Genomic DNA, 13,119 nt, shown 5'->3' on the forward strand with positions numbered 1-13,119 from the left:
CACTAAATCAAACAACAGTGGCTAGCCAGTCAGCTGATTAACTAGTGTAAGGTAATTATAGCAAAGATTGATTGCGCTAGTCTAGTATAAGTACGACTTTTATTAAAATTCATGCAAGTAATCGTTTAAATCGTTCGTGTTTAGCTTGTTCTCCAACCCAATCAACAGCTTTAGTCGGGCTTTTTGCCCATTAACGGCCGAAGCAAAGATGGCTCCAGCCTTCTCGAGCTGTACACCACCACCAAGGTAATCGTACACCGGTTCGGCAATCCCCTTAAAAGACCGCGAAACAATCACCACTGGGATTCCAGCATCCAAAAGCTTCAAAACGCCCAAGGCAGCGTCCTCACCCAAGTTTCCCGCTCCAAGCGCCTCAATCACGATGCCATCAATTCCTGAGTCAGCTAACAGGCTCAAAATATGGCCATCCATCCCAGCGTAGGCTTTCATAACCGGAATTCTTTTATCAACAGCTTTAATTGGATAAGTCCGCTTATCTGTCAAATCATAAAAGAAGAGAATCTTGCGTTTATTCACCATGCCCATCGCCCCTGAAATCGGTGAAGCAAAGGTGGCAACGTTTGTTGCATGCGTTTTTGTCACGAAACGAGCAGCATGAATTTCGTCATTTAAAACAACCATGACACCCCGATTTTTAGACTGTTCATCGATGGCCACGCGTAAGGCTGATTGGAAATTATATAAACCATCGGATCCCAATTCGTTGGAGGAACGCATCGCACCAGTCATGACAATCGGCATTTCAAAGGAAAGCGTTCCGTCCAAAAAGAATGAAGTCTCTTCTAGAGTATCTGTTCCATGCGTAATCACTACCCCGTCAAAATCTTTTTGCGCATCTTTGAGGCGGTTATAGAGAGCCAACATATGAGTTGGTGTGATGTGTTCGGATGGCAAGTTAAAAATATTTTCAGTTGTGAGCTCCACTTCAGGTAAATCAAGATGAGCATCATTCAATGGGTTTTGTGCACCCTGTTCAACATCACCATCAACATCCTCGTGCATGGCAATCGTCCCACCAGTATGTAAAACTAAAATTCTTTTCATGGCTTTCCCTTTCGAGCCTTAATGGCCAGCTGCCCTTCAAAAGCAGCCATTTTTTGAATGAAGACCTTTTCTTTTGGCTTCAACCCAACTTCTCGGTCATAAAGATAGTCAATCACCCGTTGAATACCGCGCTTAGTCATTAAAGATAAGGTTACCTTAGCAATCTTATTCATGTCAATTGCTGAAAATTGCCGTAAGTAATAGACAACCTTCTGATCTAAGTTTAAACGTTGGTCATCAAGGTCAAAATGTGACCGTTCAATGATACCGTTATATTTTTCAGAATAATCAAACACCCCCGTTACCGCTCCGGAAAGCGGGTCGGCCTGCCAATTAGGGGCCACACCAAAAGCAGGCAGCAACTGCAGTTCAAAAATATTGGTAATGACTTGGGGGTCTACCTGCTCATTGAGTTTGTCAAAACCAATCAACGTTTTTTCATACCATTCTGGTTCTGATTTTCCCTCCTCGAAGGCTAAATCCAAGAGTTTTACAATTAGTGCTGCATAGGCACTCACATTGATGTCCCCAACAACATTTTTATAGGGATGACTGTCTTGCACATCATTAATAAAGCCTAAACCCTGATTATTTTTTGGATAAGCGCCATCGAAAATGGCCCAAGAGTAAGCCTGGCAGGCAAAACCAATTTTTGACTTTGCCTTCTTAGCTCCTCGAGCCATCAAAGTCATTATCCCTTGTTCCTTCGTAAAAACTCGAACCAGTAAATCGTTATCTCGGTAAGGTCGTGTATACAAGACTAGACCTTCAATCAATGCCATCACGGTCCCCCCCCTTTTCCATAAAAAAACAACCATCAGGCTGATGGTTGTCTGCTCAGCTATTGTGGCTGGTAAGGCGACCTTAAAAATCATCCTTACGGTAGCCAAAGCTTTGCAAGGCCTGTGGTCGATCACGCCAACGTTCTTCAACCTTGACCCAGGTTTCCAAAAAGACCTTAGACCCGAGTAAACGTTCAATGTCTTTCCGTGCTCGTGTACCAATTTCCTTAATCATCCGCCCTTGCTTACCAATCACAATGTTCTTTTGACTGGCACGCTCAACGATAATTGAAGCTTGGATGCTAACCAAACCATCATCATCGGAAGAGATTTTATCAATGACAACCGCCACAGAATGTGGGACTTCTTGCTTGGTCAATTGCAAAACCTTCTCACGAATTAATTCAGAGATAACGAAGCGTTCGGGATGGTCCGTTAACTGATCTGAATCGAAGTACTGGGGGCCTTCATCCAGATCGCTGATGACTGTTTCCAACAGCTCAGGAACATTGTCCCCCTCGGTTGCTGAAATCGGGAAGATTTCCTTCCAGACTGGTGCATCTTCTTGATAAGATTGGATGACTTCAAACAGTTCTTCCTTAGGCAACAAGTCGACTTTGTTGACCAGCAAGTAAATCGGTGTCTTCGTCACTTCCTTTAAACGGTCAATGATATAGTTATCACCCCCGCCCCGCTTTTGACTTGCATCAACAACAAACCAAATTGCATCTGCTTCATGTAAGGCTGAGAAAGCTGATTTGACCATGTAATCGCCCAAAGAATTTTGAGGCTTATGAACACCCGGTGTATCGATAAAAACCACCTGGGCATCGTTGGTAGTATAAATACCTTGAATCTTGTTTCGGGTAGTCTGCGCCTTATTGGACATGATGGCAATTTTTTCACCAACAATGCGATTCAATAAAGTCGACTTTCCAACGTTTGGTCGACCAATAATGGCCACGAAACCTGATTTAAATCCTGGATTTGTCATAAAGTAAGTTATCCTTTCAAACGGTGAACAAAACGAGAGAAGTCCGTTTCAATCCCGAAGTAATGCCAGATGTGTGGCTGGAAGATCAAAGCTAAGATAATCACCTCAGCACCAACAGCGACTAAAACCATTCCGGCCGAAACATCCTTCACCAGACCAGCTAAAGGATGGTATTTACGTTCAACCACCAGGTCGACAACAGCTTCCACCACTGTATTTAAGAACTCGCCATAAACAGCCAAAAAAACTGCAATCACGACCCAAAGCCATTCAGACCGGTTCAGACCTAAGTAGAGGCCAAGCACCAGAACAAAGAACGCAAAACTTAAATGAAAGCGCATATTTCGCTCGCGAATCACTACTAAGAAAATTCCTTTCAATGCATGATACATTGAAATTAAAAAATTCTTGTTCCGCCCAGACGGCGCCTTGGGATTGGTTTGTTCCGCCAATTCTTCCACAGCAGACTTAGGATGGAAATCAGCCTCTTCACTCTGACCGTGATTGTTATCGCGTAAGTCCGTAGTCATCTAAAATCTTCCTCTGCAAGTCAAACATCTCTTTTTCCTCGGCATCACCAAGCATGTGGTCATAACCGTTTAAGTGTAAGAAGCCATGAACCACTAGAAAACCAAGTTCACGTTCAAAAGAGTGACCAAGGTATTCCGCCTGGCTTTCAATAATATCAACGGAGACCAAAATATCCCCAATATTTTTAGCGATATCGGCGGCCATTTCTTCATCAAGCAAGACAGGGCTATCCTCGCCATCTTCTTCAATGGCAAAAGAAATGACGTCCGTTGGCTTATCCTTGCCACGATAGTCGCGGTTATAGGCCTGGATGGCATCGTTATTCATAAAGGTCACTGACATCTCAGTGTTGTCTGGTAATTCTAGATAGGCACCAGCATAATTTAAAACAGATTGGACAAGGTCTTGGTGAAACTGTGTTACACCATCGCTCGTCTGATCAATTAATGCTAAATCCATTAGTTATTGGCTTCTTTCTGTGCGTTTTTTAGTTCTGCTAGTCGGGCATCTGCATCCTCATAAGCGGAAACAATCAGACCAACAACTGGATGACGAACAACGTCACCACTTTCAAAGTTAATAAAGGCGATGCGGTTGACATCGCGAAGAATCCGACGGGCAGCAACCAGCCCAGATCGAACACCATGCGGTAAGTCAATCTGAGAGGGGTCCCCGTTAACAACCATCTTAGAGCCAAAGCCCAAGCGTGTTAAAATCATCTTCATTTGGGCATTTGTCGTATTTTGAGCCTCATCGACAATAATAAAGGCATCATCAAGGGTGCGACCACGCATATAGGCGAGTGGCGCAATTTCTAGGACACCCCGTTCAATTAGGCGAGCAACATGGTCTGCTCCGACTAAAGCATTCATGGCATCATAAATCGGCCGCATATAAGGGTCAACCTTTTCCTTTAAATCACCCGGTAAGAACCCAAGTGATTCGCCAGCCTCGACCGCAGGACGAGTAATGACAATTCGCTCAACATCACCCTTCTTTAAGGCCGAGATGGCCATGGCAACGGCCAAGAAAGTTTTTCCTGTTCCAGCTGGTCCAATCCCAAAAGTTAAATCATTTTTGCGAATCGCTTGAACATATTGGCGCTGACCATAGTTTTTAACCCGGACTGCACGGCCTTTGTTATCGCGGATAATACTTTCACTATACAAATCTGCAAAGTAATCCAGCGTTCCCCGCTTGGCCATCGTCATCGCAGAGATAACGTCAGCAGGACCAACGGAGATTTGTTTCTTAATTAATTGTGTCAGTGCTTCCAAAACGGCAAGTGCCAAAGAAGCTTGGTTCGAATCGCCTTGGACAGCTACCTGATTGCCACGAACGAGCATTTTAACGGCCAGGCCTTCTTCTATTAAAACCAAAAGTTGATCCTTTGGACCCGTTAATTTGGTCTGCTGTTCAATGTTTTCAAAAGTGAATAGTTTCTCAGTTTGCGTTGTCAAAAATTCCGCACCTCATTTAGTTGAACTTACCCTATTTTAACACAATTTAGAACAAAAAAAGCCCGACAAAATCGGACTTTTTCAGTAAACTTATTAGATTGTTTCAACAGAAACGTTGTTCGTTGACTTAGCCATGTCAATTGGAGCAACAGTCACAACAACAATCTTGTCACCAGCAGTTGCCAATCCTTGAGCTTGGGCTTCTTCTTTGGCCTTAGCAACCAAGTCATCAACAGTCTTTGGTGTGTCAACCAAAACAGGCAAGATTCCGTTGTTCAAAGTCAATCCACGTTGAACACGTTCTGACTTTGTCATTGCAATGGTCATGACAGCAGGACGGTGCTTTGAAACCATTCGTGCAGCGTAACCAGTTTCAGTCAAAACAACGACGGCCTTAGCTTCAACTGAATCTGACAAGCGAGCTGCTGCTGAAGCAACTGATTCAACATCATCATCACCGTAGAAAGTATCAGCATGACGGCTGTACAATGACAAAGCTGATTCAGCCTTTTCATCAAGAGCGGCCATCATAGCAACAGCTTCAACTGGGTAATCACCGTTAGCTGATTCACCAGAAAGCATTGTTGCATCAGTACCATCAAAGACAGCGTTGGCAACATCGGAAGCTTCGGCACGTGTAGGACGTGGGTTTTCTTCCATTGAGTCGAGCATTTGAGTAGCAGTAATAACTGGCAATCCCAAAACGTTCATCTTGTCAATCATTTCCTTTTGAATCAAAGGCACGTTTTCGGCAGGGATTTCAACACCCATGTCTCCACGTGGAACCATCAAACCATCAGAAACTTCCAAGATAGCATCTAAGTTATCGATACCTTCTTGTGATTCAATCTTAGGGATGATTTGAACGTGTTCCATGTTCTTTTCCTTCAACAAGGCACGGATATCCAAAACATCTTCAGGCTTACGAACGAATGAAGCAGCGATATAGTTGATTTCGTGGTCCAAACCAAAACGAATGTCATCAGCATCCTTTTCAGTGATACCAGGCAAGTTGATTGAAACACCAGGAGCGTTCACACCCTTACGTGATCCCAACAAACCATTGTTTTCAGCCTTAACAACCAATTCCTTGTTTGCTTCGTCCTTTTCAGTGACAGTAGTAGCTAACAAACCATCATCAAAGAGCACTTGTCCGCCAACCTTAACGTCGTCAAACAATCCAGGATAAGTAACTGCAATCTTTTCCTTTGTACCTTCGATGCTGTCGTCCATTGAGATACGGAATACATCGCCAGTTGAGAATTGAATCTTACCATCAGCTTGCTTAGTAGTCCGGATTTCGGCACCCTTTGTATCAAGCAAACGACCAACAGTCTTACCAGTAATCTTTTCGGCTTCTGCAACTGCTTGCATACGGCCCAAATGTTCTTCGTGATCACCGTGTGAGAAGTTGAAACGGAATACGTTCGCACCTGCTTCGATTAACTTCACAATTGTGTCTACATCAGTTGATGATGGACCAAGTGTTGAGACGATCTTCGTCTTTTTCATGGGTAAATAGCTCCTTTGATATCTTGGTGAGTTGCCTACAAACAACTTCCTTTTCATATTGTAATACACTCTATAACCAATTCACAAGACACAATTTAGTCTTTTTGTCGGAAAACGACATTTTTACTAGATAGAACCTGTTCTAATGCCCACTTTAACTGGTCTGAACCAGCTAAATTGTAAGATTGTGGTAACATTCGCCTTATCTTTGTCTTCGGCCAATACAAAATAACCGGGTAGTCACCAGGATTTTGTTGCATAACCTGCCAAAGCTGATTTTTAATCGGCTCTTGATCATGGTCTTCGTCCAGGCGCAAAAACCATGTACCTGACTGAGCAGTCTTTTTTGTTGGTGCTGTTTGCTGATGAACCGGATGTTTTTTGTCCAAATCAGCTTGGAAATTTTGACTTTGGCTGGCATCCACTGCGTCAACGAAATTGCCAATAACAGAGAGCCCCTGGCGGACTTCTGTGTTGCCGCCTACCTGAACTAAGCGTCCAACCTTTAAGACCGCTTTGACCTTGTCATAAATTTTGGGGAAGATGGTGACATCGACGCTGCCGGTCATGTCCGTTAAATTAACAAAGGCCATATCGTCCCCCCGTTTCGTCTGGATAACTTTGACGTTTTTAACGAGACCTAAAACTTTGACACGCTGCCCAGCAACTAAATTGACCATGGCCGTCACGGTTCCTCGGTCGTAATCGGCTTGAAAAGCCTCAGTTGGATGGCCCGATAAGTTAAAGCCAAGGGCCTCTTTTTCCGTTTGCAGTCGCTCTACTAACGGTAAATCAGCCAATTTCTTGATTTTCGTCTCTGACAAAACTAAGTCACCAAAACTAGCCGCATTAATCAAGTCCGGCAAATTGGCTAAGAGTTCCGCCCGGTTATAGCCAAAATGGTCAAGTGCCCCTGCATAGGCAAGCTGATTTAAAAACTTTTCATCGCGGAATTTCTCAGGCAAAGCCTTGATCAGGTCTTGCAAACTAGCAAAGCGACCAATCTGACTGCGACTATCCAATAAGGTTGTCACAAAGGCCGTTTGCAAGCCATTAATATTGCCCAAGCCCATAACCAGAGCGCCAGCTTGGATAGACCAATCCCTAGTGGAGGTATTAACATCTGGCGGCAAAACCTTCAAACCGAGTTGCTTGACCTCGGCCAAATAGGCTTGCGCCTTCTCGACACCGCCTTGGTGGGCATTCAAAATTGCTGTATAAAAGGCCAATGGGTAATGGGCCTTCATGTAGGCCAGCTGGAACGATAGTTGACTATAAGCGACTGCATGCGACTTATTAAAACCATAATTAGCAAACTGATCGATATAAGCGAACAGTTTTTCTGCTTCGTCAAGACGGTGCCCCTTTTGCTGTGCTCCAGTTATAAAAGCAGTTTTGACCGCTGCCATCTGCTCAAGCTTTTTCTTGGACATCGCCGACCGAAGAAAATCCGCCTGGGCCAATGAGAAGCCAGCATAGGCAGCAGCCACCTGCATGACCTGCTCCTGATAAACTAAGATACCGTAGGTTGGGGCCAAGATTTGGTCAACGACAGGGTCAATCGTCGGCACGGGTTCTTGTTTCAAGCGTCGTTTAATAAAGGGGTCGATGTGTTGGCTAGGACCTGGTCGATAAAGGGCCGTGGCCGCCACAATCAAATGAAAATCATCCACTTCCAGTCGCTTTAGGACATTTTTCATACCAGCCGACTCAAACTGGAAAATGCCTGTTGTATTGCCATTGGCAAAAAGTTGCAAGGTTTCTTTGTCCTGAAAATCAATTTTTTTAATATCAAAATCAGCTGGCAGATCGTCTTGAGCCAAGGCAATCGTTTGCGCCAAAATTTTCAAGTTCGTCAGGCCCAAAATATCAATTTTTAATAGGCCAAGTTCTTCAACTGGCCCCTTCTCAACCTGAGTTAAGAGATAGCCATCATTGCCAACTTGAACCGGCAACGTGGCCACTAATGGTTGGTCTGAAAGGACGACGCCGGCAGCATGGGTTGAATAATTTCGCGGTAAGTTTTCAATTGCCAAAGCCGTTTTTAGCAGCAGTTGACCAAAGTCCAAGTCATAAATCGCTTGTTTAAGCTTTTGGTCAGGCGCCGTCCAGGCTTCTTTCAGAGGCACCTTACGACCATTTTTACCAGCCGGTACGCCCTCTGAAAGCCGTTTTTGTGCCTTGGCATCAAGGCCGAAAACACGGGCTGTATCGCGCAATGCCTGCTTAGCTGCCAAGGTACCAAAAGTAATAATCTGTGCGAAAGATTCCTGACCGTACTTATCATGAAGGTAAGCAAGAACTTCATCACGACGGTCATCTGGCCAATCAATATCAATATCGGGCATCGATGCTCGGTCAGGATTTAAAAACCGTTCGAATAGCAATCCTTCGGCTAAGGGATCAACATTGGTAATCCCTAATGTATAAGCAACCAAGGACCCCGCAGCGGATCCACGACCGGAACCAGTTTGGACATGGTGGTCTCTGGCGTACTTAACAATGTCCCAAACTATCAAGAAATAATCAGCAAAGCCAAGCCCCACGATGACGGTCAACTCATGGTTCAGCCGGTCCTGATAGTCTTGAAAGGATTCCTCATGGCCCGTTAGCCGACGCTTTAAGCCCGCATTGGCCAATTGGGTCAGATATGTTTTCGAATCCAACCCAAAATCCTGTTGAAAAACAGGTAGGGCTGGTGACTTGAACGCCAAGTCAACGTTCGCCTCACCAATCAGGGCCTCATTATTCTGATAAGCACCACGTAAAGCCGCATTTTTTTGATACAATTCAGCAATTTCCGCCTGTGACCTGAGGTAATAGGCCCCTTTTTCACGGGCTAAAAGGTCCAAGTCTTCTAACTGAGTTCCCTGATTAATGGCTCGCAAAACTTGAGCAAAAAAAACATCTTCCTCGTTTAAATAATCGACTTGGTCCCAAGCGATTAAGCGCACTTGATGGGCCATGGCATAAGCGACTAAGAGGTCTTGGTGGTGAACCGACATTAATGGATTAATGCCTAAGTAAAAATCAGCTCCACCAACCTTGTCAGTTAACTGATCCAGGTAATTTTTAACCGCCGAATCTTCGACAACAATTAACTGCCCCAATTCTGATTTTGGCGACAAAGTCAAAGAAAGCCCATCGAGGTGACCAGTCAAGTCAGACAATTGAAGCGCCTGATCAGGATTTGCCATCTTTTTAGAAGACAAATAAACCAAGTTTTGATAACCAACCTGATTTTTAGCGGTCAGTAAAACCGGGAAAGCTGTGGCCACATTCACCAAGCCATTAACCTGCAAGACCAGCGAAAAAACTGGTTTAATACCGGCTTTTCTGGCCGCTTTGTAAAAGGCAACCACGCTATAAAGCACGTTTTCTTCTGCCAAAGAGACCGCTTGATAGCCCCGGTCCTTGGCCACTTGAATAATTTGCTCTACCGAATTAGGACTTTGCAAAAGCGAATAAGCGCTTTTTTGTTGTAATGGTGCGTACATAAAGTCCTCCTTGACGGCGTCACTAGTCTAAAAACATTATACCGAAAATTTGTTTGCCTAGCTGAAAAATTCCAAGAACATCGCCCGCCCCTTTTTAGCTGCTTGGCCTTTTTAACCAACACTTATCTGAAATTGTTGTCCTTAAATCAAACAAATTCTCTTGCGAATTTATCAGAGGGGCGTATCATAGTGGGTAAATCATAAAGGAAGTGGAAACATGCGCTATATTACCGCCGCCTTCTGGTGTGCACTGTTTGGTGAAGTTCTTGGTTACTTGGTCGGACAAATGACCGGCGTAACTTTCAATCCAGGTGTGACAGCTCTCGTAACGATTATCGTTGGTGAAGCTGCCCTCGTTTTGGTACCTGCCTTGTCAGATTCTCCAAATGTAGAAAAGGCAGACAACCAAGCCTAAAACACCAACAGTTTACTTTAAAAAAGACTAGGAAAAAATCCTAGTCTTTTTTATTGCCATTAATTTTAATTAATCAAGTTAAGCCAGTCTGCTTACTTTGACTCTGCCGCCTTTGTCAAGATCCCTAACAAAACATCAGTTGCCTGTTCCATCACCTGTTTTGACACGAATTCATAACGACCGTGCATGTTTTCACCACCGGCAAAAAGATTTGGCGTTGGCAGACCTAAGAACGTAATCTTTGATCCATCCGTACCACCTCGAGCCGGTTGTGTATCCGGTGTGATGCCCAAATCCATCATGGCTTGATCGGCATATTGAACAACTTCTTGGTGATCCTTCAAGACATCACCCATGTTGTAGTATTGATCTTTTAGGGTCAAAGCTACTCGGTCTTTTTGCAAATCCCGATTTAATTGGTCGACGATTTGGACCAGCGTTTGCTTGCGGCTTTCAAACTTTTCCCGATCGTGATCCCGAATAATGTAAGTTAACGTAGCTTTCTCTGGCGTTCCTGCCATATCAATCAAATGATAAAAACCTTCACGACCCTCTGTCTTTTCGGGACGGTCATGCTCAGGCAACGCATTATGAAAATCAATCCCGACTTGAATGGCATTAACCATTGCTCCCTTGGCAGTACCAGGATGAACGTTTTGACCGGTGATCACAATCTCGGCCTGCGCAGCATTGAAGGTTTCCCACTCCAATTCGCCCAACGGACCGCCATCAACGGTGTAGGCAAAATCAGCATCAAAGGCAGCAACATCAAAATGATTAGCGCCGATACCAATTTCTTCATCCGGACCAAAAGCAAAGCGAACTGGACCATGCTTTACTTCTGGGTGGGCCAACAAATATTCTGCCAAAGCAATGATTTCAGCCACACCAGACTTGTCATCAGAACCTAGTAAGGTGGTCCCGTCCGTCGTAATCAAATCATGTCCTTGATAGTTCTTGAGATGCGGGAACACTTCTGGGTCCAACTTGTAGCCGGACGTCCCCAACTCCAAAACGGAATGTCCGTCGTAGTGATCAACTTCTTGTGGGTTGACATGCTCACTTTCAAAATCGGCCGTATCCACATGGGAAATAAAGCCGATCTTTGTTCCCCGTCCGTTTGGTAAATTCGAAGGCAATTCAGCAAAAAGATAGCCATCCTTCATCGTGCGGACGTTTTCCAAGCCAATTTCCTTTAATTCAACGGCCAAATCCTTTAAAAACTGAACTTCTTTTGGCGATGATGGAATCGTCTGACTCTCTTCATCAGACCGCGTATCAACTTTGACATAGCGTAAGAAACGAGACACTAACTGCGGGTACTTCTCAGACATGCAAAACCTCCTGCTTGCAAACAGACCTAAAAATAGGTATAGGGATCAGTATTTATCTGACTAGCCGTGACCGGTAATTGTCCATCAAACCACTCTTGCACTTTTTGAGCCATCGGTTCTTTGGCCAAGGCTTCCATATGGTGGTCGGGGTCTAACACGGCAAAATCAGCGGCCAATACATCATGACCAACATGGTAGTACAAATCAGCAGTTAAGTAAAGGTCAGCGCCAGCTTCTTGCGCCTTTTGCCAATACTTACCACCATCACCACCTAGAATGGCAACCCGGTTCACAATTTTAGTCGCATCATTGGTAATCAGACGCACAGCAGCGACCTGGCAAACAGTCTTCACCTGTTCCGCAAAGTCAGCCATGGTCAAGGCAGTCTTCAACTCACCAATCCGCCCCATCCCGGGCTTGCCCTCATCACTTGGCAGAAGTGGCACCTGATTTTCAATCCCAAATGCCTGGCATAACCAATCATTCAAACCACCAATGGCAGCATCCAAGTTAGTATGAGAGGCATAAATCACAATGTTATTTTTAATTGCGAGTGCATACATGGCATTTTGTGGGTCCGACAAATCGAGGTTTTTAGCAGGCCGAAACATGGCTTCGTGATGAGCCCAGATAAAATCAGCCCCTAAATCAATGGCCTCCTGGACAACTTCCGACCGTACATCCAGGGTCGTCAAGACACGGTGAATTGGTTGGTCCGGCTGGCCAATCTGTAACCCAGTTGGATCGCCCGGTTCAGCCCACGACTTTGGTGCAAAGGCCTCAATTTGTTCAATTAATTCACTTGCTTTGACCATTAAAAACCTCCTGGTTGATAAAATTGAGCTTTTTTTGTAAGTTTACATACTTTTCACTGCCTGTCTGTTGTGCGTTTTCTAATCGTGACAAAACCTCAGCCGCTCGACTGCGTTCTTGCTTCCACTTGGCCAAGAAAACTGGACTTTTTGCCTGCAGGAGCTTTGGACCAAAGGTCCAGTCGGCACGGGTCAGCTCCTGTTGACCGGGAACGGCCACAATGATTTCATAACGGTGGTGTCCCTCTTGCACAATTTCTTCTTGATCAATTCGATAACCGTTTTTACTTAGCCACAAACGAACCGCCGCCTGATCAGTATTCGGCTGTAAAATTAATTGGTTAAACGGCCCCTTATCTTGGCCAGCAGTCAAAATCTTCTCAATCAGCAAACCACCCATTCCGGCAATTACAACGGTTTCGATTCGATCAGCGGGTTCAATCGCTGCTAGTCCGTCCGCTAACCGACAAGTTACTTGGTCAGACAAACCATAATGGGCCACCGTATGAATAGCATTCTCGAGAGGACCCTGCGCAACCTCACCCACCAAGGCAAATTCGCTCTTCTTTTCCAGTAACAGGGCTGCCGCTAAATAGGCATGGTCTGACCCAATATCGGCAACACGTGCCTGGTCATTCACCAAATCTTTCACTGCGGCTAACCGCGGGCTCAGTTTAATTGCTGTCATAAGCAATTCCTTTCTCAATTAAAAAATTA

12 protein-coding genes are annotated in these 13,119 nt (G+C 44.7%); 1 reads left to right on the forward strand and 11 read right to left on the reverse strand.

Annotation, left to right across the window (positions count from 1 at the left end):
- Positions 1 to 102: 102 nt before the first annotated feature.
- From ACSYSH_RS01625 to ACSYSH_RS01660, 8 genes are all read right to left on the reverse strand, one after another.
- Entirely contained in the window at positions 103 to 1,065 is a 963-nt protein-coding gene (locus ACSYSH_RS01625; RefSeq protein ID WP_491702528.1) for an asparaginase, read from the reverse strand.
- A complete protein-coding gene (gene recO, locus ACSYSH_RS01630) occupies positions 1,062 to 1,847 on the reverse strand; it encodes a DNA repair protein RecO (protein ID WP_491702527.1) in 786 nt (261 codons plus the stop codon). Before recO ends, ACSYSH_RS01625 begins: the two co-directional genes overlap by 4 nt.
- A gap of 82 nt (positions 1,848 to 1,929) precedes the next feature.
- Entirely contained in the window at positions 1,930 to 2,841 is a 912-nt protein-coding gene (gene era / locus ACSYSH_RS01635; protein WP_489815701.1) for a GTPase Era, read from the reverse strand.
- Positions 2,842 to 2,849: 8 nt separating this feature from the next.
- Positions 2,850 to 3,371 (reverse strand): diacylglycerol kinase family protein, encoded by a 522-nt coding sequence (locus ACSYSH_RS01640; RefSeq protein WP_489815702.1) that lies wholly within the window; start codon positions 3,369 to 3,371, stop codon positions 2,850 to 2,852.
- The gene (gene ybeY, locus ACSYSH_RS01645) at positions 3,349 to 3,831 is read right to left on the reverse strand and encodes an rRNA maturation RNase YbeY (RefSeq protein ID WP_489815703.1); all 483 of its coding nucleotides are present in this window, start codon (positions 3,829 to 3,831) and stop codon (positions 3,349 to 3,351) included. The genes ACSYSH_RS01640 and ybeY overlap by 23 nt, the downstream gene beginning before the upstream one ends.
- Positions 3,831 to 4,832, reverse strand: a complete 1,002-nt coding sequence (locus ACSYSH_RS01650; protein WP_489815704.1) for a PhoH family protein — start codon at positions 4,830 to 4,832, stop codon at positions 3,831 to 3,833. Before ACSYSH_RS01650 ends, ybeY begins: the two co-directional genes overlap by 1 nt.
- 93 nt (positions 4,833 to 4,925) lie before the next feature.
- Complete coding sequence (gene pyk / locus ACSYSH_RS01655) at positions 4,926 to 6,344, reverse strand: pyruvate kinase (protein ID WP_252773922.1); 1,419 nt, start codon at positions 6,342 to 6,344, stop codon at positions 4,926 to 4,928.
- Positions 6,345 to 6,439: 95 nt separating this feature from the next.
- Positions 6,440 to 9,841 (reverse strand): DNA polymerase III subunit alpha, encoded by a 3,402-nt coding sequence (locus ACSYSH_RS01660; protein ID WP_491702526.1) that lies wholly within the window; start codon positions 9,839 to 9,841, stop codon positions 6,440 to 6,442.
- Between the two features lie 217 nt (positions 9,842 to 10,058).
- Between ACSYSH_RS01660 and ACSYSH_RS01665 the strand changes: the two genes are divergently transcribed.
- Positions 10,059 to 10,256: a YjzD family protein gene (locus ACSYSH_RS01665; RefSeq protein ID WP_252773920.1), complete on the forward strand. Its 198-nt coding sequence runs from the start codon at positions 10,059 to 10,061 to the stop codon at positions 10,254 to 10,256.
- A 92-nt stretch (positions 10,257 to 10,348) separates the two neighbouring features.
- Here the strand turns inward: ACSYSH_RS01665 and pepT are convergent, their stop codons facing one another.
- The 3 genes from pepT to ACSYSH_RS01680 are packed head-to-tail and all read right to left on the reverse strand — an operon-like array spanning position 10,349 to position 13,090.
- The gene (pepT, locus tag ACSYSH_RS01670) at positions 10,349 to 11,590 is read right to left on the reverse strand and encodes a peptidase T (RefSeq protein WP_489815707.1); all 1,242 of its coding nucleotides are present in this window, start codon (positions 11,588 to 11,590) and stop codon (positions 10,349 to 10,351) included.
- A gap of 26 nt (positions 11,591 to 11,616) precedes the next feature.
- Entirely contained in the window at positions 11,617 to 12,405 is a 789-nt protein-coding gene (locus tag ACSYSH_RS01675; RefSeq protein WP_491702525.1) for a Nif3-like dinuclear metal center hexameric protein, read from the reverse strand.
- Positions 12,389 to 13,090, reverse strand: a complete 702-nt coding sequence (locus tag ACSYSH_RS01680; RefSeq protein WP_491702524.1) for a tRNA (adenine(22)-N(1))-methyltransferase — start codon at positions 13,088 to 13,090, stop codon at positions 12,389 to 12,391. Before ACSYSH_RS01680 ends, ACSYSH_RS01675 begins: the two co-directional genes overlap by 17 nt.
- Positions 13,091 to 13,119: the final 29 nt, after the last annotated feature.

The sequence above is a fragment of the Fructobacillus sp. ESL1117 genome, assembly GCF_058508565.1.

Coding starts and splice junctions, on each gene's coding strand:
- ACSYSH_RS01625 (WP_491702528.1), bottom strand. CDS start 1,065: ATGAAAAGAATTTTAGTTTTACATACTGGTGGGACGATTGCCATGCAC.
- ACSYSH_RS01665 (WP_252773920.1), top strand. CDS start 10,059: ATGCGCTATATTACCGCCGCCTTCTGGTGTGCACTGTTTGGTGAAGTT.
- ybeY (WP_489815703.1), bottom strand. CDS start 3,831: ATGGATTTAGCATTAATTGATCAGACGAGCGATGGTGTAACACAGTTT.
- ACSYSH_RS01675 (WP_491702525.1), bottom strand. CDS start 12,405: ATGGTCAAAGCAAGTGAATTAATTGAACAAATTGAGGCCTTTGCACCA.
- pepT (WP_489815707.1), bottom strand. CDS start 11,590: ATGTCTGAGAAGTACCCGCAGTTAGTGTCTCGTTTCTTACGCTATGTC.
- era (WP_489815701.1), bottom strand. CDS start 2,841: ATGACAAATCCAGGATTTAAATCAGGTTTCGTGGCCATTATTGGTCGA.
- ACSYSH_RS01660 (WP_491702526.1), bottom strand. CDS start 9,841: ATGTACGCACCATTACAACAAAAAAGCGCTTATTCGCTTTTGCAAAGT.
- recO (WP_491702527.1), bottom strand. CDS start 1,847: ATGGCATTGATTGAAGGTCTAGTCTTGTATACACGACCTTACCGAGAT.
- pyk (WP_252773922.1), bottom strand. CDS start 6,344: ATGAAAAAGACGAAGATCGTCTCAACACTTGGTCCATCATCAACTGAT.
- ACSYSH_RS01640 (WP_489815702.1), bottom strand. CDS start 3,371: ATGACTACGGACTTACGCGATAACAATCACGGTCAGAGTGAAGAGGCT.
- ACSYSH_RS01680 (WP_491702524.1), bottom strand. CDS start 13,090: ATGACAGCAATTAAACTGAGCCCGCGGTTAGCCGCAGTGAAAGATTTG.